The sequence below is a fragment of the Variovorax sp. Soil_C_19 genome (assembly GCF_057657255.1).
On record NZ_JBDGIV010000001.1, the window covers coordinates 33,828 to 55,323 of the forward strand.

Below are 21,496 nucleotides of genomic sequence, written 5' to 3' on the forward strand. Positions count from 1 at the left end.
GGCCGGGCGCTACATCAGCAGGTGTTCGCCTGCGTTGTCGCCGCCGAGCGTGACGTAGTTGACCTTGCGGATGTCCATCAGCGTGCGCCCGCCCGCGTAGCTGATGGAGCTCTGCACGTCCTGCTCCATCTCGACCAGCGTGTCGGCCAGCAGGCCCTTGATCGGCTCGAGGATGCGCTTGCCCTCGACGTGCTTGTACTCGCCCTTGTTGAAGTCGCTGGCCGAGCCGTAGTACTCCTTGAAGCGGGCGCCGTCGACCTCGACCGTCTGGCCCGGCGACTCCTCGTGGCCCGCGAACAGCGAGCCGATCATCACCATCGAGGCGCCGAAGCGCACGCTCTTGGCGATGTCGCCATGGTCGCGAATGCCGCCGTCGGCAATGATCGGCTTGGTGGCCACGCGCGCACACCACTTGAGCGCGCTGAGCTGCCAGCCGCCGGTGCCGAAGCCGGTCTTGAGCTTGGTGATGCAGACCTTGCCCGGGCCGATGCCGACCTTGGTCGCGTCGGCGCCCCAGTTCTCGAGGTCGATCACGGCTTCGGGCGTGCCCACGTTGCCGGCGATCACGAAGGCGCCCGGCAGCTTCTGCTTGAGGTAGCCGATCATGTTCTTCACGCTGTCGGCATGGCCGTGCGCGATGTCGATCGTGATGTATTCGGGCACCAGGCCCTCAGCCACGAGCTGGTCGACCGTCTCGTAGTCGGGCTTCTTCACGCCCAGCGAGATCGAGGCGAACACGCCCTGGGCCTGCATCTCGCGCACGAACTTCACGTTGTCGAGGTCGAAGCGGTGCATCACGTAGAAGTAGCCGTTCTGCGCCAGCCAGAGGCAGATCGGCTCGTCGACCACCGTCTTCATGTTGGCGGGCACCACCGGCAGGCGGAAGCTGCGGCTGCCGAGCACGACGCTGGCGTCGCATTCGGAACGGCTCTCGACGCGGCACTTGCGCGGCAGCAAAAGGATGTTGTCGTAATCGAAAATCTGCATGGACTGGCTCCTCGGAAATTTCGTCCCAAAAAAAACGAATGAGCGCTTGGTCCGGCCGGTTCCCGTGTGCTTTTCACCAAAGTGAGCGGGCACAAAAAACCGGGCGCAAGAAACTTGGGCCCGGTGATTGATTTTACGCAGTCCCACGAAGGCGGGTCTTCCGCTTCTTCATATAACCCCCATACGCGGCGGTTTCTACAATCGACGGATGTTGTTCAACGATCCTGCGGCTGATGCCCACCCCTCGGACCTGCCGCTGCTGCAGAACCTGAACCCGGAGCAGCGCGCTGCGGTCACGTTGCCTGCGGGCAATGCACTCATCCTCGCGGGCGCGGGCTCGGGCAAGACCCGCGTGCTGACCACGCGCATCGCCTGGCTGCTGCAGACCGGCCAAGTCTCCGCAGGCGGCATCCTGGCCGTGACCTTCACCAACAAGGCCGCCAAGGAGATGATGACGCGGCTGACGGCGATATTGCCGGTGAACGTGCGCGGCATGTGGATCGGCACCTTCCACGGCCTGTGCAACCGCTTCCTGCGCGCGCACTGGAAGCTCGCCAACCTGCCGTCCACGTTCCAGATCCTCGACACCCAGGACCAGCTCTCGGCCATCAAGCGGCTGATGAAGCAGTTCAACGTCGACGACGAGCGCTACCCGGCGAAGCAGACGCAATGGTTCATCGCGGGCGCCAAGGAAGACGGCCTTCGCCCCAAGGACGTGGAGATCCGCAGCGAGGACGACCGCAAGAAGGTGGAGCTCTACCAGCTCTACGAAGAGCAGTGCCAGCGCGAGGGCGTGGTCGACTTCGGCGAGCTCATGCTGCGCAGCTACGAGCTGCTGCGCGACAACGAGCCGGTGCGCGAGCACTACCAACGGCGCTTCCGCCACATCCTGATCGACGAGTTCCAGGACACCAACCGGCTGCAGTACGCCTGGATCAAGATCCTCGCTGGCAACACGGTCTCGGGGCACTTCATGCCCGGTCCCAACAGCGTGATCGCGGTGGGCGACGACGACCAGAGCATCTATGCCTTCCGCGGCGCGCGCGTGGGCAACATGGCCGACTTCGTGCGCGAGTTCGATGTGCAGAACCAGATCAAGCTCGAGCAGAACTACCGCAGCTACAGCAACATCCTCGATTCGGCCAACGAGCTCATCAGCCACAACAAGAAGCGGCTCGGCAAGAGCCTGCGCACGACCCAAGGCCCCGGCGAGCCGGTGCGCGTGTACGAGGCGCCGAGCGACCTGGCCGAGGCGCAGTGGATGGTCGAGGAGATGCGCCAGCTCGTGCGCGACGACTTCGAGCGCAAGGAAATGGCCGTGCTCTACCGCAGCAACGCGCAGAGCCGGGTCATCGAGACGGCGCTCTTCAATGCCGGCGTGCCGTACCGCGTGTATGGCGGCCTGCGCTTCTTCGAGCGGGCCGAAATCAAGCACGCGCTGGCCTACCTGCGCCTGCTCGAGAACAAGGACGACGACACCAGCTTCCTGCGGGTGGTCAATTTTCCGCCGCGCGGCATAGGCGCGCGCACGCTCGAGCAGCTGCAGGACGCCGCGCGCAACGCCGGGCGCTCGCTGCACGACGCGGTGCACGCCGTGGGCGGCAAGGCGGGTGCGAACCTCACGGCATTCGTCGCCAAGATCGACGTGCTGCGCGAGCAGACGCAGGGCATCAGCCTGCGCGAGATCATCGAGCTGGTGCTCGACCACAGCGGCCTCGTCGAGCACTACCGCGCCGACCGCGAAGGCGCCGACCGCATCGAGAACCTGGAAGAACTCGTGAACGCGGCCGAGAGCTTCGTCACGCAGGAGGGCTTCGGCCGCGATGCGGTGGCACTGCCAGTCGACGAGCTGCGGCAGTCGCCCGCGAGCCAGGGCCTCGACCCGAGGCGGCCAGTGCTAGACGAACCGCTCGCACCCGACGCCGAAACGGGCGAGACGCTGAGCCCGCTCGCGGCCTTCCTCACGCATGCGGCGCTCGAGTCGGGCGACAACCAGGCGCAGGCCGGGCAGGACGCGGTGCAGCTCATGACGGTGCACGCCGCCAAGGGGCTCGAATTCGACTGCGTGTTCATCACCGGCATGGAAGAGGGCCTGTTTCCGCACGAGAACTCGATGAGCGACTTCGAGAGCCTCGAGGAAGAGCGCCGCCTGATGTACGTGGCGATCACGCGCGCGCGCAAGCGCCTCTACCTGAGCCATTCGCAGACCCGCATGCTGCACGGCCAGACGCGCTACAACCTGAAGAGCCGCTTCTTCGACGAGCTGCCCGAGGGCGCGCTCAAGTGGCTCACGCCGAAGAACCAGGGGTTCAAGCCCTCGGCTTTCGGCTACGGCGGTGGTTACGGCAGCACGCGTTCCGGGGGCGGCGGCGGCTACGGCGGGGGCAGCGGCTACGGCAGCAGCAACAAGGACAGCTTCGCGAGTCCGCCGGTGCCGCCGCAGAAGGCCGCGCCCTCGCACGGCCTGCGCTCGGGCATGCAGGTGTTCCACAACAAGTTCGGCGAAGGCACGGTGCTCGCACTCGAAGGCACCGGCGACGATGCGCGCGCGCAGGTGAAGTTCTCGCGCCACGGCGTGAAGTGGCTCGCGCTGTCGGTCGCCAAGCTCACGCCGGTTTGACGATGCCCGCGCCGCAGGCGGGCTGCGGTTTAGGTCGATAGTTCAAACTGCGGCCACCGTCGCCCTCGCGGCAGCGGGTTATTTCGCATCGGCGTGCCCAACGCGGCGAGAAATCGGGAAAGATGCGGCTTCTTCTGCCCGAAGGAGGTGCCGCATGAAGCCTGGTGCGAACTCATCGCGCCCCATGGTGTGTGTTGTCCGTTGGTCCGTGGCGTTGGCCGCGGCCTGGTTCTGCGCGGCCGGCGCACAGCAGCCGGTCGGCACCGCACCGGACACGCCCGCGGTCACGCGCATGGCGGTGGACGACGCCGCGATGCGCCGGCCACCGGTGCTCGAGGCCGTCGATGCGGCCGTTGCCGCGGCGGTTCAGTTGCCGGTGCCCATCGAGCCGCACCCCGCGCGCGAATGGTGGCTGTGGGGCGCGCTGTGCGTCGCGCTGCTGCTGCTGGCGGGCATGGTCTGGTCGCTGTTCGCGAGCCTGCGCAAGGACCGGGCGCGCGGCTGAGCGGCGCGTCTCGCGCCGCGTTCAGTTCGGGTCGAAGCTGTCGCGGAAGGTGAACCAGGTCGAGCTCAGCGACATGGCCGCGAGCACCAGCGCCGAGCCGACGATCAGCATGTTGCCCAGGAAGGCCGCCGAGCCCACGCTCATCAGCACGGTCGCGACCAGCCCCATGGCGATGCCCGCGAGCAGGAACACGCCGAACCAGGCCACCGCGAACAGCGCGTAGGCGCCGAAGTTGCGGAACAGCGCCACGATGCTGAAGAAGATGCTCTTGACCGGCTCGACGCGGTGCCAGTGCACCAGCGCGGGCGCATGCCACATGGCCAGCGACAGCGGCAGGTTCAGGCACATCAGGAACATGCGCGCGAGCTGGAAGTCGCTGCTTGCCATCACCTCGGGCGTGGGCGCCTGGTCGAGCAGGTAGGCGCGCGCCAGTTCGCCGCCGTCGATGAAGCCCGTGAGCAGCACCGCGAGCACGAAGTACACCGCCGAGATCACGCCGAGCTTGACGAGCGCGCGCCATTCGGCGCGCATGGCGCCGATCACCGCGACCAGCATCGCGGAGCCCATGGGCCGCTGCACCTGGCCCGCGGTGGCGGGCTGCGGCGGACCCTCGCCGTAGGCCACGGAGGTGGCGACCATCAAGCCCAGCGTCATGAACGGCAGCAGGATCGGCGCCAGCAGGCTGCCGACCAGCGGCAGCAGCGACACCGTGGAGATGATCGCCATCAGCAGGAAGAACAGCGAGATGAAGGCCAGCGGCTGGCGCCAGAAGGTCTTGAGCCCGAGGCGGACCCATTCGGCGCCGGTTCGCGCCGGCACGATGTGGAGTTTCATTTCTTGGGGCTCAGGCGGCCATGGACTCGAGCGATCGCGCCATGGCGTGCGGATGGAAGACGCGCTCGCGCAGCACGCGCTCGAAGTGCGCCGGGTCGTGCGGCTTCAGCATGCTGGCTTCGCGTGGCAGGTGAAAGTCCCAGAGCCGCGAGGTCCAGAAGCGCAGCGCCGCGGCGCGCAGCATGGCGGGCAGCAGGGCGCGCTCGGCCGCATTCAGCGGGCGCACGGTCTCGTAGGCTGCGAGCAGCGCGTCGGCGCGCGCGGCATCGTGCCGGCCGGTCGCGAGGTCGATGGCCCAGTCGTTCAGGCACACGGCAAGGTCGAACAGCCAGGTGTCGGTGCCCGCGAAGTAGAAATCGAACACGCCCGTCAGGCGCGGTGTGGCGCCGGCTTCAGCGTCGGCCTCGGTGCCGCTCGCGAACATCACGTTGTCGCGGAACAGGTCGGCATGCACCGGCCCGCGCGGCAGCGCCGCATAGGCCGCCGATTCGGCAACGTGGTTCTGGTAGGCGAGTTCGGCGCGCAGCAGGGCGGCCTGGGCCTCGTCGATGTAGGGCAGGACCACCGGCACCGTCTCGTTCCACCACGCAAGGCCGCGCAGGTTCGGCTGGATACGCGGAAAGTCGCGCGCCGCGAGGTGCATGCGCGCGAGCATGCTGCCGAGCTCGGTGCAGTGCGCGGCGTTCGGCGCCAGTTCGCTGCGGCCCGAAAGGCGCTGCACCAGCGCGGCCGGCTTGCCCGCCACCTGCAGCAGCAGTTCGCAGGGCGCCTGGGCGGGCATGGTGAGGGGGTGGCCCGAAGGCGGCGCGACGGCTGGGTCGGCCACGGGCTCGGGCACCGGCAGGCCGCGCGCGGCCAGGTGCTTCATCAGGCAAAGGTAGTAGGGCAACTGCTCGGCGCCCAGGCGCTCGAACAGCGTCAACACGAACTCGCCACGCTCGGTGGTCGCGAAATAGTTGGTGTTCTCGATGCCGCCCTCGATGCCGCGCAGTTCGCGCAGGGGGCCCAGGCCAAGGCGCTGCACGAGCGCGTCGGCCTCGCCGAACTCGACTTCGGTAAAAACTGCCATGGCGGTGCTCAGCGGGGTGCTGCCAAAGGAAGGCGCAGCACGGTCAGAACTTCATCACGTTCCAGACGCGCGCGCCGTTCCCGCTCGAGTCGCTCGGTCCGGGGCGGGCGGTGCCGGCGTCCTGCGGCAGCACCTCGTAGCCGGGCATGTTCGATTTGGGCTTGACGTTGATGCTCTGCGTGCGGCCGCCGTAGCGGACTTCGTCGACCGTGGCGCCGCTGTCCTCGGTGCGGATGTGCTCGATCTTCTGGTTGCGGCGGCCGTCGGTCTGCTCCTGGTTCTGTAGCGACTCGGCCGGCGGCGCGGCGGGCGCGGGTTGCGCCTGCAGGGCGGCAACGGGGGTGGCGAAGGCCAGCGCCAGCAGGATGCGGCGGGCGACCAGGAGTGTGGAGTCAGGCATGGCCGGATTGTAGGCGCGCGCCCGTTCCAGCGTGTCGGTTGGCCGCGCATGCGCCCGTGGTTCGGAAGGCCGCGGCGGGCACGGCAAAATGGCCCGATGACCGACAAGAAAACGCTGCTGCTCGTCGACGGATCGAGCTATCTGTACCGCGCCTTCCACGCCATGCCCGACCTGCGGGCCGTGCCGGGCGATCCCAAGAGCCCGGCCACCGGCGCGATCCGGGGAATGATCAACATGATGACGGCGTTGCGCCGCGAGGTCCGCGCCGACTACGCGGCCTGCGTGTTCGACGCGCCCGGCAAGACCTTCCGCGACGACCTGTACCCCGAATACAAGGCCAACCGGTCGCCGATGCCCGACGAGCTGCGCAGCCAGATCGAGCCGATCCACGAGGTGGTGAAGCTGATGGGCTGGCCGGTGCTCTGCGTGCCCGACATCGAGGCCGACGACGTGATCGGCACGCTCGCCAGGACGGCCGCGGCGCAGGGCGTGGAGGTCATCGTGTCGAGCGGCGACAAGGACCTGAGCCAGCTGGTCGACGAGCACATCACGATCATCGACACGATGAACGGCAAGAAGCGCGACGTGGCAGGCGTGACGGCCGAGTTCGGCGTGCCGCCGCAGCTGATGGTCGACTACCAGACGCTCGTGGGCGACGCGGTCGACAACGTGCCGGGCGTGGACAAGGTCGGGCCCAAGACAGCGGCCAAGTGGCTGCTCGAATACGGCTCGCTCGACGGCTTGATCGCACGCGCCGCCGAGGTCAAGGGGCAAGCCGGCGAGAACCTGCGCAAGGCGATCGACCGGCTGCCGCTGTCGCGCCAGCTCGTCACCATCCGCACCGACTGCGACCTGGCCGCGCATGTGGCGGGCCTGCCTTCGCTCGAGGGCCTGCCGGTGAGCGCACCCAAGACGGCCGAGCTCAAGCCCTTCTACGAGCGCTTCGGCTTCAAGAGCCTGGTCAAGTCGATCGAGGCGATGGAAGTGCCGCCCGAGCTGATCGAGGAGAACATCAAGAAGCAGGCGGCGCGCGGTGGTGCGGCGAGCACCGACCAGGCCGGCCTGTTCGACGAATCGACCAACCTCGGCGCGCTGGCGGCCGCCGAACCGGCGAGCAACCTCAAGTACGACACGGTCACGACCTGGGAACTGTTCGACGCCTGGCTCGCCAGGCTCGAGGCCGCCGAGCTCGTGGCGATCGACACCGAGACCACCTCGCTCGACGAGATGGTGGCGCAGATCGTCGGTGTGAGCTTCAGCGTCGAGCCCGGCGAGGCGGCCTACGTGCCGCTCGCGCACGACTACCCCGATGCGCCCGCGCAGCTGCCGCTCGACGAGGTGCTCGCGCGGCTCAAGCCCTGGCTCGAGAACGGCGAGAAGAAAAAGCTCGGCCAGCACATCAAGTACGACCGCCATGTGTTCGCCAACCACGGCATCGAGGTGCAGGGCTATGCGCACGACACGATGTTGCAGAGCTACGTGCTCGAGGCGCACCGGCCGCACGGCCTCGCGAGCCTGGCCGAGCGCCACCTGGGGCGCAGCGGCATTTCGTACGAAGACCTGTGCGGCAAGGGCGCGCACCAGATCCCGTTCAGCCAGGTCGACATCGCCAAGGCCGCCGAGTATTCGTGCGAGGACAGCGACCAGACGCTCGACGTGCACCGCGCGCTGTGGCCGCAGATCGAGCGCGACGAGAAGCTGCGCTTCATCTACCGGCTCGAGCTGGACTCGAGCGAGGCGCTCTACCGCGTCGAGCGCAACGGCGTGCTGATCGACGCACCCACGCTCGCGGCGCAGAGCCACGAACTCGGCACCCGCATCATGGCGCTCGAGCAGGAGGCCTACGAGCTCGCGGGCCAGCCTTTCAACCTCGGTTCGCCCAAGCAAATCGGCGAGGTGTTCTTCACCAAGCTCGGGCTGCCGGTCGTCAAGAAGACGCCGAGCGGCGCGCCGAGCACCGACGAGGAAGTGCTCGAGAAGCTGGCCGAGGATTTTCCGCTGCCGGCCAAGATCCTCGAGCACCGCGGCCTGTCGAAGCTCAAGGGCACCTACACCGACAAGCTGGGCCAGCTGGCCAATCCGCGCACCGGCCGCGTCCACACGCACTATGCGCAGGCGGTGGCGGTGACCGGGCGGCTGTCGAGCAACGATCCCAACCTGCAGAACATCCCGATCCGCACGCCCGAAGGCCGCCGCGTGCGCGAAGCCTTCGTCGCCCCGCCGGGCAGCGTGATCGCGAGTGCCGACTACTCGCAGATCGAGCTGCGCATCATGGCCCACATTAGCGGCGACGAGTCGCTGCTGCGTGCGTTCCGCGAAGGCATCGACGTGCACCGCGCCACCGCTGCCGAGGTGTTCGGTTCCACGCCCGACCAGGTATCGAGCGAACAGCGTCGTTATGCCAAGGTGATCAACTTCGGGCTGATCTACGGCATGAGCAGCTTCGGGCTGGCGCGCAACCTCGGCATCGAGACCAAGGCCGCGGCGTCCTACATCGAGCGCTACTTCGCGCGCTACCCGGGAGTGAAGGCGTACATGGACGAGACCAAGGCGATCGCCAAGGAGCAGGGCTACGTCGAAACGGTGTTCGGCCGCCGCCTGTACCTGCCCGAGATCAACTCGCCCAACGGCCCGCGCCGCGGCGGTGCCGAGCGCGCTGCCATCAACGCGCCGATGCAGGGCACCGCTGCCGACCTGATCAAGCTCAGCATGGTCAAGGTGCAGGACGTGCTCGATGCCGAGCAGCGCGCCACCAAGATGATCATGCAGGTGCATGACGAACTGGTGTTCGAAGTGCCCGAGGCCGAGGTCGAATGGGTGCGCGCCGAGATCCCGCGCCTGATGGCCGGCGTGGCCGAGCTCAAGGTGCCGCTACTGGCCGAGATCGGCATCGGCCCGAACTGGGACAAGGCCCATTGAGCGCTGGCTGCGCCTGAAGAAGGCGTGGCTCGCGAGCGCAAGCAGGCCGACGCCGATGCCCGCATAGCGCATCACGTCGCCGAAGCCTTCGCGCAGCGCCGCCTGTGCGAGCGCGGGGCCGGCGGCGCCCGGCAGCACGTCGAGCTTGCCGGCCGCCACGCCCTGCGCGAGCTGCAGTAGTTCGCCGGGCCCTGAAGGCAGCCCCGCTTCGCCCAGGTGGCGCGCAATGCCGCTCACCAGCACGAAGCCCATGAGCGCGATGTTGAAGGCCAGGGTGATGAGCCGCGCGCTGAAGTCGATGCCCGAGGCCATGCCCGCGCGCGCCGCCGCCACCGAGCCGGTGCTGGTGTTGGTGACGGGCGAGTTCGTGAGGCCGAGGCCGATGCCCGCCGCGAGGCAGGCGGCGATCACCACGGCATCGCTGCCTTGCGCATCGCCCAGGGCCATGAGCAGGAACCCCGCGGCCATCAGACCCAGGCCGCCGGGAATGACGCGTTCGACGCCGTGGCGCAGCGCCAGCCGCTCGGCCAAGGGCGGCACCAGCAGCGTGGGCAGCGTGTAGGCCAGCAGCGCCCAGCCCGTGCGCATCACATCGTGGCCGAGGCCCGCCTGGAAGTAGATCGGCAGGTAGATCATGAACGGCCAGAAGCTGAAGTTCATGCCGATCGAGCCCATCATCGCGCCGTTGAAGCGGTGGATGCGAAAGACCGAGAAGTCGAACATCGGGTGCGCGCTGCGCCGTTCGGCCCGCACGAACAATGCAAGGCTCAGCGCCGCGCCGGCCAGGAGCGCGAGCCCGAGCGGGTTCGAAAAGCCGCGCACCGTGCCGAGCGTGATGAACCAGACCAGCGCGAACACCGCGAGCGTCAGCGTGAGCATGCCGGCCAGGTCGAGCCGGTGCGCATCGGGGTCGCGCGATTCCTGCACGCTCGCATGCACCAGGCCGAGCGTCAGCAGCGTGAGCGGCGCATGCACCAGGAACACCCAGCGCCAGTCGGCCAGGGCCACGATGGCGGCACCCACGATCGGGCCGAACCCCAGGCCGATGCCCGCGACCACGCCCCAGAGCGCGAACGCGCGCGAGCGCGCTGCGGGTTCGCGGAACTGCTGCGACAGGATCGCGAACTGGCAGATCATCATCGCGCCGGCCCCCACGCCCTGCACGAAGCGCGCCGCGATCAAGAGCGGCGCACTCGGCGCCAGGCCGCACGCCAGCGATGCCACGCCGAACAGCCACAGGCTGGCCACCAGCACCCGGCGCCGGCCGTAGCGGTCGGCCAGCGTGCCCGCGGCCATCAGCACCGAGGTGCAGGCCAGCGTGTAGGCGTTCATGATCCATTGCGCGTCCTGGAAGTCGGCGTGCAGCACCTGCTCGAGCGCCGGCAGGATCACGGGCACGCTGGAGATTTCGAGGCCGAACATCAGCGCGACGAGGCAGATGGCGGCGAGCGCTGCGGCATCGCGGCGCGGGCTGGGTGGGGAAACAGGCTGTGGCGGTGGAGTCATGCGGCCATCTTGATGGGAAAGTGCTTCCGCATTGGCGACATCGGTTCTGCCGATTCGGGAATTAGAAGGCACAATACCACGCCATGACCGACCGATTCGATGGCATCCAGACCTTCCTCGAGGTGGTCGAGAGCGGCAGCCTCACGCTCGCGGCCGAACGGCTCCACCTCACGCGCTCGGCGGTGGGCAAGGCCCTTGCGCGGCTCGAGGCGCGGCTCGGCGTGCGCCTGCTCCAGCGCACCACGCGCAGCCAGAGCCTGACCGAGGAAGGGCAGGCCTACTACGAGCACTGCTTGCGCGCGCGGGCCGAGCTCGAGGCCGCGGAGTCGGGCCTCGACAGCGGCGGGCGCGCGCCGCGCGGCCGGCTGCGCGCCAGCCTGCCGCTGGCCTTCGGCCATCACCACGCCGCGCCCGCGCTGCTGGGGCTGATCGAGCGCCATCCGCAGCTGCAGGTCGAGATCGCCATCAGCGACCGCATGGTCGACCTGGTGCAGGAGGGCTACGACCTCGCGGTGCGCATCGGCGAGCTGCCCGACAGCGACCGGCTGGTGGCGCGCCGCCTCGGCGAGCAGACGATGGTGCTGGCGGCCTCGCCGGCCTACCTCGCACGCTTCGGACGGCCGGCGGACGTGGCCGCGCTGGCGCGGCACCGCGGCATCGACTATTGCGGCCCCGGCGATTCGCAGCGCTGGCGCCTGCGCGATCCGCAGGGCCGGCTGCTCACGGTGCAGTTGCCCTGGCATGCACGGCTGAACGACCTGCAGGCCGTGGCCGATGCGGCCATCGCAGGAGCCGGCCTCGCCTGGCTGCCGAACTGGCTGCTGGCGCGGTACGTGCAAGCCGGGCAGCTCGAACGCGTGCTGGCCGACCACCACGCCGACGCGATGCCGATCCACGTGCTCTGGCCGCACGCGCGGCATCTGCCCGCGAAGACGCGCTGCGCGATCGATGCGCTGGTCGCCGCGATGCCGGCCTGCATGGAAGAATGCCCGCACCGTGCGGTACCGGCCGCGCGGCCCCATAAAACAAAAGGACGTTGACCATGAATCCGTTTTCCGTTCGTTCCTGGCGCCACCTCGGCAGCGCCGGCCTGCTCGCTGCAATGTGCGGCGCCGCGCTGGCTGCGCCCGATGCGCGCATCGCCACCCTGGCCGCCGAGCAGAAGCAGCCGCTGCTCGATTCGCTGTCGCAGCTCGTGGGCATCGAGTCGGGCAGCCGCGACCTCGAAGGCCTCGCGAAGATCTCCGACCTCATCGCCGGCAAGCTCAAGGCGCTGGGCGGCGAGGTCGAGCTGATCGACCCCAGCGCCGAGGCCTACCGCATGGAAGACACGCCCGAGACGATGGGCCGCGTCGTGCGTGCCACCTTCAAGGGCACGGGCAAGAAGAAGATCATGCTGATCGCGCACATGGACACGGTCTACACCGTGGGCATGCTCAACAAGCAGCCGTTCCGCATCGAGGGCGACAAGGCCTTCGGCCTCGGCATCGCCGACGACAAGCAGGGCGTGGCGGTCATCATCCACACGGTGGCGATGCTGCAGGCGCTCAAGTTCAAGGACTACGGCACGCTCACGGTGCTGATCAACGGCGACGAGGAGATCAGCTCGCCGGGCTCGCGCGCGCTCATCACGCGCCTCGGGGGCGAGCACGACGCGGTGCTGTCGTTCGAGGGCGCCTCGGTCAAGGAAGACAAGCTCTCGCTCGCCACCGCCGGCATCGCCTCGGTCACGCTCAACGTCACGGGCAAGGCCTCGCATGCGGGCTCGGCGCCCGAGCTCGGCGTGAACGCGCTCTACGAGCTGTCGCACCAGGTGCTGCAGATGCGCGACCTGTCCGACCCCGCGACAGGCCTCAAGATGAACTGGACGATTTCGAAGTCGGGCAGCAACCGCAACGTGATTCCGGCCAGCGCCACCGCGGCGGCCGACGTGCGCGTGCTCAAGGTCAGCGACTACGACCGCATCGAGCAGCAGGTGCAGGAGCGCGTGAAGAAGCAGCTGATCCCCGAGGCCAAGGTCGACATGAAGTTCGAGCGCCGCCGTCCGCCGCTGGAAGCCACCGACGCCTCGCGCGCGCTCGCCAGGCATGCGCAGGCGATCTACAAGGACGAGCTCGGCCGCCCACTCGGTGCCGACGACAAGGCCGCGGGCGGCGGCACCGATGCGGCCTTTGCCGCGCTCAAGACCAAGGCGCCCGTGGTCGAGCGCTTCGGGCTGCAGGGTTTCGGCGCGCACTCGGCCGATGCCGAATACGTGCTGGTCGACTCGATCGAACCGCGCCTTTACCTTGCCACGCGCATGGTGATGGATCTTTCGCGCGACAAGGTCGGCGGCCGCTGAGCGATGCGGCTGCGCCACATCGAGGTCTTCAACGCGATCATGCTCACGGGCAGCGTGAGTGCGGCGGCCCGGCTCATCAACATCACGCAGCCGGCGGTGAGCCGCACCTTGCAGCATGCCGAGCTGCAGCTGGGCTTTCCGCTGTTCCAGCGCGCCAAGGGCCGGCTCACGCCGACCACCGAGGCGCTCACGCTGTACCCGCACATCGAGCGGCTGTTCGCGCAGCTCGACGAGGTGCAGCGCCTCGCGTCGAACCTGCGCGCGGGCAGCGACACGGGCGAACTGCGCATCCTGAGCGTGCTGGCGCTGAGCTACGAAATCCTGCCGCGCGCGCTCAAGGCCTTCCGCGAGAAGCACCCGGGCTATGCGATCACGGTCGAGTCGCTGCACTCGCCGCAGATCATGTCGGCGCTGCTGCTGCAGGAGGCCGACGTGGGCTTCGTCTTCAGCCCCGCGGTGCATCCGTCGCTCACGCAGGAGACGCTCGCCGACACGCGCATGGTGTGCATCGCGCCCAAGGGCATGCTCCCGCGCGCGTTGGTGCGCAACGGTTCGGTGGCGCTGCACGACCTGGTCGACCGGCCGGTGATCGGCCTCGACAGCCGCGACCCGGTGGGCACCAGCCTGAGCCAGGCCTGCCGCCAGGCGGGCGTGGGCTTCCAGCAGGCGGTGGTCACGGTGCAGACCTACCACGCCGCGCTGTCGATGGCGCACCACGGCCTGGGCGTGGCGCTGGTCGACGGCTGCACCGCGCGCTCGGCCGATGCGGCCAAGGTCGACGTGCTGGCGCTGGAGCCGCACATTCCGGTGCCGGTGCGCGCCTTGCGCTTTGCGGGGCGGCCCGACTCGGTGGCGGTGCGCGGCATCACGCGCTGCATGCGCGAGGCCATCGAGCAGGCGGCATAATTCCGGCCCATGCACGCCCTTCGAGCCCTCCGCTTCCTGCACCGCCTGGTGCTGGCGTGGTTCATGGGCTCGCTGCTGGTGGCCGGGGCCTCGCCGCTGGTGAACCCGCAGTCGATCGAGCTGATCTGTTCCGCCGCCGGAACCGTCAAGCTCATCGTGCAGGGCGACGACGGCCCGGCCGAACTCGACGCGGCCGCCATGCACTGCCCGCTGTGCATGGTCTCCGGGCCACCGCCTGCCGCCGTGCAGGTCGCGCTGCCCACGCCGCTGCCGCTCGGCCGCGCGCTGCAATCGATTCCCGCTGCCCGCATCGCGGCAGCCACGGCCGCGCCGTTGCCGGCGCGCGGGCCGCCCGCGCTCTCCTGAACTTCCGCCTTTCGTCCGCCTGACGCAGCCCGCCCTGGGGCGCGTGGCGGTTCCCGGTCGTTCCGTGGCCGGCGCTGCGCTTGCGCTTCCTTCTCTTGCGCGCGCACGCCGATGGCCAGAGAGATTCCATGTCCCGCCTTCCTTTTGCTCCCACGCTCGGGCTGCTTGCCCTTCTTGGCGCCGCGAGCGCCCCCGCACGCGCCCAGACCGCCGGCGCGCCCACGCTGCCACCGATCGAGGTGGTCGATGAGGCGCCGCGCGCGAACGGCCGCCTCGACCTCGATACTCCGTCCGGCACCGCGAGCCGGCTCGGCCTCACGCCGCGCGAGACGCCGGCCTCGGTCACGGTGGTGAACCGCACCGCGATCGAGGCGCGCGGCGCGCAGGACACGCAGGAGATCCTGCGCGCCATTCCGGGCGTGACCGCCCATGACGCGCCGGGCAACGTTGGCGTGAGCTACCGCGGCTTCGGCAGCAACTCGATCGGCCAGCTCTTCAACGGCATCAGCGTGCAGTATTCGATTGCGGCGCGCCCGGTCGACAGCTGGATCTACGACCGCGTCGAAGCCATCGGCGGACCCTCGAGCTTTCTGTTCGGCTCGGGCGCGCTGGGCGGCTCGGTCAACTACATCACGAAGGTCGCCGAGCGCGGCAACGACTTTGCCGAGGCGCAATTGCGGCTCGGCACCGAGCACCTCAGGGAGGCTTCTTTCGGCCTGAACCGCCGCGTTGTGGGCGATGGCGGGCCGGGTAGCCAGCATGCGCGCATCGACGTGAACCACCGCGATGCCGACGGCTGGACCGACGGCACCAGGCGCCGTGCCACGCAGCTCGCGGCCTCGCTGCTGTCGGATCTGGGCGGCGGCCTCACGCACACGCTGGCCTACGAATTCCAGGACGAGCAGGTCGACCGGCCGTACTGGGGCACGCCGGCGCTCAACCCGCTGGCCGGCACGATGCGCATCGACCCCGCCACCCGCTTCAAGAACTACAACAGCAGCGACGGCCGCTATGCGCAACGCGTGCAGTGGCTGCGCTCGGTCACCGAATGGCAGGCCACCGACGCGCTGCAGCTGAAGAACACCTTCTATGCCTATGACGCCCTGCGCGACTACCGCAACGTCGAGAGCTACCGCTACAACCCGTCGAACACGGCCGTGGTCCGCTCGGCCGCGCTGCTGCAGCAGCACGACCACACGGTGTGGGGCAACCGCATCGAGGGCGTCTACAAAGGGCAGCTCGGCGGGCTGAAGAGCGACTGGTCGTTCGGGCTGGATTTCAGCGAGAACCGGCAGACGCGCTTTCCGAACAGCCTGCCGGGTACGGTGAGCACGGTGGACCCCTACCTGTTCGCGACCGAGCGCTTCTTCGAGGTGCCGGGCATGGTGCCGGGCTTCCGGCCCGACCGCGACAACCGGGTGCGCACCACCGCGCTCTATCTGGAGAACCGCACCGCGCTCGCGCAGACGCTGCATCTGGTGACGGCACTGCGCCACGAGCGCATCGACCTCGACCTGGTCAACCGCCGCACGGTCGACGCGTCGAATCCCGCCACGTTCCACCGCGGCTACAAGCCCACGACCGGGCGCATCGGCCTGGTGTGGGACGTCGCGCCGGGCGCGAGCCTGTATGCGCAGTACGCGACGGCGGCCGATCCGCCGTCGGGGGTGCTCTCCACCGCGTCGTTCGCCGACGTGCGTAACAACAGCGAGCTCACCACCGGACGCCAGCTGGAGGTCGGCACCAAGCTCGACTTCTGGCAAGGCAAGGGCAGCGCCACGCTCGCGGCCTACGGCATCCGCCGCAACAACATCGCCACGCAAGACCCGGCCAACAGCGCACTCACGCTGCTGGTCGGCGAGCAGTCGTCCAAGGGGGTCGAGCTGGCCGTCGGCCTGCAGCCGACGCCGCAATGGTCGCTGCAGGGCAACGTGAGCTACGTGGATGCGCGCTACGAGCGCTTCACGCAGGGCGGCGTGTCACTGGCCGGCCGCACGCCGACCAACACGCCGGCCACGGTGGCGAACCTCTGGGTGTCGTATGCCTTCACGCCGAACCTGCAGGGCAGCGTGGGCGTGCGGCATGTCGGCAAGGTGTATGCCGACGCGGCCAACACGCTGCACTGGCCCGGCTACACGTTGCTCGACCTGGGCCTGAGCTGGAAGCTCAACCGGTCGGTCACGCTGGTCGGCCGCATCCGCAACGCGACCGATCGCATCCATGCCACGAACGTGGGCAGCACCTTTGCCTACCTCGGCGCGCCGCGCACGGCGGACGTGTCCGTGCGCGTGGCCTTCTGAACCGGAGCCGCACCATGCACTGGAAGCGCTGGTTGTTCCTGGTCCACCGCTGGCTCGGCGTGCTGGCCTGCGCCTTCTTCGCGATGTGGTTCGTCTCGGGCGTGGTGATGATGTACGTGGGCTATCCGAAGCTCACCGAGGCGGAGCGGCTGCGGCACCTGCCCGTGCTCGACGCTTCTGCGCCGCTGCTCGCGCCACGGCAGGCGCTCGACGCAGCGGGGCTGGTCGGGCCGTTGAAGGACTTGCGGCTCGCGGCGGCGAGCGGCGGGCGTCCGGTGTACCTGGCGCGGGCGGCGGCGCGCGGCGGCGTGGTGGTGATCGACGCACGCACGGGCGCCGTGCTGCGCGAGGTCGACCGCGAGCGCGCACTCGCGAGCGCGCGCGCTTATGTGGGCGAGGGCCGGGCGGGCGAGGGCGTGGCCGCCGAGCACCGCGGCACGATCGACGAGGACGCGTTCACGCATTCGCGCGCGCTCGATGCCCACCGCCCGCTGCAGGTGGTCGATCTCGCCGATGCCGGGGCCACGCGGCTCTACGTGTCGGGGCGCACCGGGGAAGTGGTGCGCGATGCGCCGCGCACCGAGCGGCTCTGGAACTACGCCGGCGCCTGGATCCACTGGCTCTATCCGCTGCGCGGCACCGCGCTCGATCGGTATTGGGCCGACATCGTCAACTGGCTGTCGATCGCGGGCATCGCGCTCACGCTGACCGGCACCGCGGTCGGCCTGATGCGCTGGCGCTTTCGCCGCAGCTACCACCGCAGCGGCTCGCATTCGCCCTATCAGGGACGCATGATGCGCTGGCATCACATCGCGGGGCTGTTGTTCGCGCTCGTGACGCTGACGTGGATTTTCAGCGGGCTCATGTCGATGAACCCGTGGCGCATCTTCGACAGCGGCGCACCGGCGCTCCGCACCGAGGCGATGAATGGCGGCCCGCTCGAACCGTCGGCGGACGACGCCGCGCCGGCGGCGCTGCTGGCTTCTGCCGGCACCGGGGTGCGCGAGCTGCGCTGGGTGCGCGTCGCCGGGCGCACGCTGGTGCGCGCCGAGCAGGCGGGCGGCCGCCCGCAATTGCTTGACGCACGCAATGCCGCGCCGCAGGCGGTCGATGCCGAGGCGCTGCGGCGTGCGGTGGCGCGGCTATTGCCCGACAAGGTCGAGCGCGTCGAGGTGCTGCGCGCCTACGACAGCCATTACTACGCCCGCGATCCGCACACCATGACGGGCGGCAACGAGAAGCCCTTGCCCGTCTGGCGCGTGGTCTTCGCCGACGCGAACGCCACCTGGGTGCATGTCGACCCGCAGACCGGCGCGGTGCTCGGCCGCTCCGACAATCAGCGCCGCCTGAGCCGCTGGCTGTTCGCGATGCTGCACAGCTGGGACTGGCTGCCGCTGCTCGAGCGGCGCCCGCTCTGGGATCTTGTGCTGGTCGCGCTGAGCCTTGGCGGTGCGCTGCTGAGCCTGACCGGCGTCGTCATCGGCTGGCGCCGCCTGGGTCGCAAGCTCAGGACGGCGACGGCGGGGCGGCGTCCAGCGCCTCGGCAACCCGCAGCGCGGAGCCGAACGCCAGCGTGAAGCCCAGCGCGCCATGCCCGGTGTTGAACAGCATGTTCGACGGCGCGCCGGCGAGCCGCCCGATGATCGGCAGCCCCGTGGGGGTGGCCGGCCGCATGCCGGTCCAGGGGTGCAGTTCCGCGAGCCGGCTGGCGTGCGGGAACAGCGCGCGCGTGGCGGCCGCGAGCGTCTCGATGCGCGTGGCCGGAATGCTGGCGTCGTGGCCCACGAGCTCGGCCATGCCCGCCACGCGCAGCCGCGAGCCGATGCGCGCGAACACCACCTTGCGTGCGCTGTCGGTCACGTTCACGTGCGGCGCGGCGCCGGGCGCCGGGTCGACCTCGACCGTGATGCTGTAGCCCTTGAGCGGGTACACCGGCAGGTAGGCGCCGAGCGCGCGGCCGAGCCGGTGCGAGGCGGTGCCGAGCGCCATCACGAAGGCATCGGCCTCGATCGCGTCCGCGCTCGTCTGCACCGCGGCCACGCGGCCGCCGTGCTGCACGAAGCCATGCACATCGGTGCCGAGCAGAAAGCGCACGCCGCGCGCTTCGAGCACGCGCATCAGCTCGGCGCACACCTTCAGGCAATCGGCCGCGCATTCGCTCGGCGTGTACACCGCACCGGCCATCCGGTCGCGGTAGCCGGCCAGCGCGGGTTCGATCGCGATGCACTCGTCGGGCGTGACGATGCGCTGTTCGCTGCCCATCGTGCGCTGCAGTTCGAGCTGCGCGTGCGCGCCCGCGAGCGAGGCCTCGCTCGCATAGAGCACCAGCTTGCCGGTGGCGGAGAAGTCGCAATCGGGCGACACATCGGCCTGCATCGCCTCGAACCCGGTGCGGCTCAGTGCGGCCAGCGCCAGCAGCCGGGCGGTTGTGTCGCGCGAGGTCGGGGCATTGCAGGCCGCCAGGAAGGCGAGGCCCCAGCGCCACTGCAGTGGATCGAGCTGCGGCCGCAGCTTGAGCGGCGAGGTGGGCGACAGCAGCAGCTTGGGCAGCTGCTTCCAGATCGACGGGTCGGCCAGCGGCTGCACGTACGAGTAGCTGAGCTGCGCGCCGTTGCCGCCGCTCGCCCCCGCACCGGGGGCGGCACGGTCGATGACCGTGACCTCGTGGCCCTGGCGCTCGAGCTGCCAGGCGGTCGCCAGGCCCACGATGCCGGCGCCGAGCACACACACATGCATCAGGCAACTTTCAGGAAGGAAGACGGGAACAACGGAGAAGACAGAAAGCAGAAGAACGAACCGGAACGACGAATGTAGGTGCGCCTCGGCCGTCCCGGAAATGCCAAAAGCGCCGCGCCCCATAGCCAAACCGCATGGCTGGCCTGCCAGGTACCCATAACCTTTGGGTATGGCCTAGGGTTCATTTGGAATTGTCGCGGTGTGTCACTCCTTCTTACACTGGCCGCTCCGTTCAACCCACTGAAGAAGGCACGCATGAAACTCTCCGCTTTGATGGCCGCCGCCGCCCTGGTGACGCTCACCGCCACCGGCGTCCAGGCCGCCGACACGCTGGCCAAGATCGCCGCCTCCGGCAAGATCACGCTCGCCTACCGCGAGTCGTCGGTGCCCTTCAGCTACCTGGACGGGAACAAGCCGATCGGCTTCTCGGTCGAGCTTTCGAACGCCGTGGTCGAGGCGGTCAAGAAGAAGCTCAACAAGCCGGACCTGCAGGTCGGGCTCATGTCGGTGACCTCGCAGAACCGCATCCCGCTGATCACCAACGGCACGGTCGACCTGGAGTGCGGCTCCACCACCAACAACACCGCGCGCGGCAAGGACGTGGCTTTTGCCGTCAACCATTTCTACACGGGCACGCGGCTGCTGGCGAAGAAGTCGTCGAAGATCACGAACTACGCCGACCTCGCCAAGAAGACGGTGGCGAGCACCACCGGCACCACCAACGCGCTGGTCATGCGCAAGTACAACGCCGAGAAGAACCTCGACATGGACATCGTGCTCGGAAAGGACCACGCCGATGCCTTCCTGCTCGTCGAAAGCAATCGCGCGGTGGCCTTCGCGATGGACGACATCCTGCTGTTCGGCCTGATCGCCAACGCCAAGAACCCGGCCGACTACGAGGTGGTGGGCGACGCGCTGCAGGTCGAGCCCTATGCCTGCATGCTGCCCAAGGACGACCCGGCCTTCAAGAAGCTCGTGGACGACACCTTCACCGGCATGATGAAGAGCGGCGAGTTCGAGAAGCTCTACACCAAGTGGTTCATGTCGCCGATCCCGCCGCGCAACGTGCCGCTGAACCTGCCGATGAACCAGCAGCTCAAGGACAACATCGCGAACCCGAGCGACAAGCCGGCGACCTGATCGGGCAAGGCGCACGCGGCATGGCTTCCCCCAACGTCGTCGGCATCCTGGGCGGCATGGGCCCGGCGGCGGGGGCCGACTTCGTGCGGCTCTTCGTCGAGGCCTGTGCCGGGCAGATGCGCGCGCGCGGGCTGCCGGTGCGGGACCAGTCCTTTCCCGAGCACTGGCTCGCGCAGGTGCCGGTGCCCGACCGCACGCAGGCGCTCGGCTCGCCCGACAGCGGCGCGCACCAGCCGCTCGAGCCGATGCTGCAGGCACTCGGGCGCCTGGCGGCGCTCGGCAGCCAGGCCGTGGCCATCGCCTGCAACACGGCGCATGCCTGGCACGCCAAGCTGCAGGAGCGCTTTCCGCAGGTGGAACTGCTGCACATGGCGCGCGAGGTGGCGCTGCACCTGGCCGCGCACAACGTGGGCAAGGTGGCGCTGATGGCCACCGAGGGCACCTACCGCGTGCGCCTCTACGAACAGGCGCTGGCCGAGGCGGGGCTCGAATGCCACGTGCCGCTCGCCGACGAACGCCGCGCCATCACGCGGGGCATCTTTGACGGCGTCAAGGCGGGCAACATGCCGCTCGCCGAGCAATGCTTCTCGCAGGTGGCGCTGCGGCTCGCCGAGCGGCACGGGCCGGTCACCATCATCATGGGCTGCACCGAGGTGCCGCTCGGGCTGCAGGGCTCGGCGGCCGTGGCGGGCCTCGCCCTGGTCGATCCGGCGCAGGTGCTCGCCGACGCGTTGGCGCGGCGCGCCTACCGCGGCTGGACAACCCTGCCGTCAGTCGGGCCGGCCTGATTTCGCCTACATTGCGGCGTGCGTTCCAGAGTCTGGTCCGCATGCCCGTTCTGTTCGACGAACCCACTGGAGTCCCTCC

The 21,496-nt window shown here is 69.3% G+C and carries 17 protein-coding genes; 11 read left to right on the forward strand and 6 right to left on the reverse strand.

From position 1 onward, the window contains the following. Window positions 1-9 precede the first annotated feature (9 nt). Entirely contained in the window at window positions 10-987 is a 978-nt protein-coding gene (locus AC3A6R_RS00180) for a GMP reductase (RefSeq protein ID WP_487859715.1), read from the reverse strand. Between the two features lie 208 nt (window positions 988-1,195). Between AC3A6R_RS00180 and AC3A6R_RS00185 the strand changes: the two genes are divergently transcribed. Both AC3A6R_RS00185 and AC3A6R_RS00190 read left to right on the forward strand, forming a co-directional pair. Continuing rightward, a complete protein-coding gene (locus tag AC3A6R_RS00185; protein WP_487863406.1) occupies window positions 1,196-3,607 on the forward strand; it encodes a UvrD-helicase domain-containing protein in 2,412 nt (803 codons plus the stop codon). A gap of 184 nt (window positions 3,608-3,791) precedes the next feature. Further along, on the forward strand, window positions 3,792-4,112 hold the full coding sequence (locus AC3A6R_RS00190) for a hypothetical protein (RefSeq protein WP_487863407.1): 321 nt from the start codon (window positions 3,792-3,794) through the stop codon (window positions 4,110-4,112). Window positions 4,113-4,133: 21 nt separating this feature from the next. Here the strand turns inward: AC3A6R_RS00190 and AC3A6R_RS00195 are convergent, their stop codons facing one another. The 3 genes from AC3A6R_RS00195 to AC3A6R_RS00205 are packed head-to-tail and all read right to left on the reverse strand — an operon-like array spanning window position 4,134 to window position 6,415. Then, window positions 4,134-4,946, reverse strand: coding sequence for a BPSS1780 family membrane protein (locus AC3A6R_RS00195; protein WP_487863408.1), 813 nt, complete (start codon window positions 4,944-4,946; stop codon window positions 4,134-4,136). Window positions 4,947-4,956: 10 nt separating this feature from the next. After that, window positions 4,957-6,015, reverse strand: coding sequence for a homoserine kinase (locus tag AC3A6R_RS00200; protein ID WP_487859719.1), 1,059 nt, complete (start codon window positions 6,013-6,015; stop codon window positions 4,957-4,959). 43 nt (window positions 6,016-6,058) lie between these two features. After that, a complete protein-coding gene (locus AC3A6R_RS00205; RefSeq protein WP_487863409.1) occupies window positions 6,059-6,415 on the reverse strand; it encodes a hypothetical protein in 357 nt (118 codons plus the stop codon). A gap of 96 nt (window positions 6,416-6,511) precedes the next feature. On the opposite strand from AC3A6R_RS00205, the gene polA reads away from it, so the two are divergent. Then, a complete protein-coding gene (gene polA / locus AC3A6R_RS00210; RefSeq protein ID WP_487859721.1) occupies window positions 6,512-9,334 on the forward strand; it encodes a DNA polymerase I in 2,823 nt (940 codons plus the stop codon). Here the strand turns inward: polA and AC3A6R_RS00215 are convergent. Beyond that, window positions 9,287-10,840 carry an MFS transporter gene (locus AC3A6R_RS00215; protein WP_487863410.1) on the reverse strand — a complete coding sequence of 518 codons (1,554 nt, stop codon included), beginning with the start codon at window positions 10,838-10,840 and terminating at the stop codon, window positions 9,287-9,289. The two genes, polA and AC3A6R_RS00215, sit on opposite strands and share 48 nt — an antisense overlap. Before the next feature lie 83 nt (window positions 10,841-10,923). Here AC3A6R_RS00215 and AC3A6R_RS00220 point away from each other — a divergent pair, with 83 nt between their 5' ends. The 6 genes from AC3A6R_RS00220 to AC3A6R_RS00245 all read left to right on the forward strand — a co-directional run bounded on the left by AC3A6R_RS00220 (window position 10,924) and on the right by AC3A6R_RS00245 (window position 18,330). Then, window positions 10,924-11,880, forward strand: coding sequence for a LysR family transcriptional regulator (locus AC3A6R_RS00220; protein ID WP_487863411.1), 957 nt, complete (start codon window positions 10,924-10,926; stop codon window positions 11,878-11,880). Between the two features lie 2 nt (window positions 11,881-11,882). Next, window positions 11,883-13,181 carry a M20/M25/M40 family metallo-hydrolase gene (locus tag AC3A6R_RS00225; RefSeq protein WP_487859724.1) on the forward strand — a complete coding sequence of 433 codons (1,299 nt, stop codon included), beginning with the start codon at window positions 11,883-11,885 and terminating at the stop codon, window positions 13,179-13,181. Between the two features lie 3 nt (window positions 13,182-13,184). Then, the gene (locus AC3A6R_RS00230; protein WP_487863412.1) at window positions 13,185-14,087 is read left to right on the forward strand and encodes a LysR family transcriptional regulator; all 903 of its coding nucleotides are present in this window, start codon (window positions 13,185-13,187) and stop codon (window positions 14,085-14,087) included. A 9-nt stretch (window positions 14,088-14,096) separates the two neighbouring features. After that, window positions 14,097-14,453, forward strand: a complete 357-nt coding sequence (locus AC3A6R_RS00235; RefSeq protein ID WP_487863413.1) for a DUF2946 family protein — start codon at window positions 14,097-14,099, stop codon at window positions 14,451-14,453. A 128-nt stretch (window positions 14,454-14,581) separates the two neighbouring features. Then, window positions 14,582-16,753: a TonB-dependent receptor gene (locus AC3A6R_RS00240; protein WP_487863414.1), complete on the forward strand. Its 2,172-nt coding sequence runs from the start codon at window positions 14,582-14,584 to the stop codon at window positions 16,751-16,753. Between the two features lie 14 nt (window positions 16,754-16,767). Continuing rightward, on the forward strand, window positions 16,768-18,330 hold the full coding sequence (locus tag AC3A6R_RS00245) for a PepSY domain-containing protein (RefSeq protein WP_487859728.1): 1,563 nt from the start codon (window positions 16,768-16,770) through the stop codon (window positions 18,328-18,330). Here the strand turns inward: AC3A6R_RS00245 and AC3A6R_RS00250 are convergent. Further along, entirely contained in the window at window positions 18,260-19,489 is a 1,230-nt protein-coding gene (locus AC3A6R_RS00250; RefSeq protein WP_487863415.1) for a D-amino acid dehydrogenase, read from the reverse strand. The genes AC3A6R_RS00245 and AC3A6R_RS00250 overlap by 71 nt on opposite strands. A 255-nt stretch (window positions 19,490-19,744) precedes the next feature. Here AC3A6R_RS00250 and AC3A6R_RS00255 point away from each other — a divergent pair, with 255 nt between their 5' ends. Further along, the gene (locus AC3A6R_RS00255) at window positions 19,745-20,629 is read left to right on the forward strand and encodes a transporter substrate-binding domain-containing protein (RefSeq protein ID WP_487863416.1); all 885 of its coding nucleotides are present in this window, start codon (window positions 19,745-19,747) and stop codon (window positions 20,627-20,629) included. A gap of 20 nt (window positions 20,630-20,649) precedes the next feature. After that, on the forward strand, window positions 20,650-21,417 hold the full coding sequence (locus tag AC3A6R_RS00260) for an aspartate/glutamate racemase family protein (protein ID WP_487859731.1): 768 nt from the start codon (window positions 20,650-20,652) through the stop codon (window positions 21,415-21,417). Window positions 21,418-21,496 lie beyond the last annotated feature (79 nt).

Excerpts from the sequence above, each read along its gene's own strand:
- AC3A6R_RS00180 (WP_487859715.1), bottom strand. The coding sequence starts at position 987 with ATGCAGATTTTCGATTACGACAACATCCTTTTGCTGCCGCGCAAGTGC.
- AC3A6R_RS00185 (WP_487863406.1), top strand. The coding sequence starts at position 1,196 with ATGTTGTTCAACGATCCTGCGGCTGATGCCCACCCCTCGGACCTGCCG.
- AC3A6R_RS00190 (WP_487863407.1), top strand. The coding sequence starts at position 3,792 with ATGGTGTGTGTTGTCCGTTGGTCCGTGGCGTTGGCCGCGGCCTGGTTC.
- AC3A6R_RS00195 (WP_487863408.1), bottom strand. The coding sequence starts at position 4,946 with ATGAAACTCCACATCGTGCCGGCGCGAACCGGCGCCGAATGGGTCCGC.
- AC3A6R_RS00200 (WP_487859719.1), bottom strand. The coding sequence starts at position 6,015 with ATGGCAGTTTTTACCGAAGTCGAGTTCGGCGAGGCCGACGCGCTCGTG.
- AC3A6R_RS00205 (WP_487863409.1), bottom strand. The coding sequence starts at position 6,415 with ATGCCTGACTCCACACTCCTGGTCGCCCGCCGCATCCTGCTGGCGCTG.
- polA (WP_487859721.1), top strand. The coding sequence starts at position 6,512 with ATGACCGACAAGAAAACGCTGCTGCTCGTCGACGGATCGAGCTATCTG.
- AC3A6R_RS00215 (WP_487863410.1), bottom strand. The coding sequence starts at position 10,840 with ATGACTCCACCGCCACAGCCTGTTTCCCCACCCAGCCCGCGCCGCGAT.
- AC3A6R_RS00220 (WP_487863411.1), top strand. The coding sequence starts at position 10,924 with ATGACCGACCGATTCGATGGCATCCAGACCTTCCTCGAGGTGGTCGAG.
- AC3A6R_RS00225 (WP_487859724.1), top strand. The coding sequence starts at position 11,883 with ATGAATCCGTTTTCCGTTCGTTCCTGGCGCCACCTCGGCAGCGCCGGC.
- AC3A6R_RS00230 (WP_487863412.1), top strand. The coding sequence starts at position 13,185 with ATGCGGCTGCGCCACATCGAGGTCTTCAACGCGATCATGCTCACGGGC.
- AC3A6R_RS00235 (WP_487863413.1), top strand. The coding sequence starts at position 14,097 with ATGCACGCCCTTCGAGCCCTCCGCTTCCTGCACCGCCTGGTGCTGGCG.
- AC3A6R_RS00240 (WP_487863414.1), top strand. The coding sequence starts at position 14,582 with ATGTCCCGCCTTCCTTTTGCTCCCACGCTCGGGCTGCTTGCCCTTCTT.
- AC3A6R_RS00245 (WP_487859728.1), top strand. The coding sequence starts at position 16,768 with ATGCACTGGAAGCGCTGGTTGTTCCTGGTCCACCGCTGGCTCGGCGTG.
- AC3A6R_RS00250 (WP_487863415.1), bottom strand. The coding sequence starts at position 19,489 with ATGCATGTGTGTGTGCTCGGCGCCGGCATCGTGGGCCTGGCGACCGCC.
- AC3A6R_RS00255 (WP_487863416.1), top strand. The coding sequence starts at position 19,745 with ATGAAACTCTCCGCTTTGATGGCCGCCGCCGCCCTGGTGACGCTCACC.
- AC3A6R_RS00260 (WP_487859731.1), top strand. The coding sequence starts at position 20,650 with ATGGCTTCCCCCAACGTCGTCGGCATCCTGGGCGGCATGGGCCCGGCG.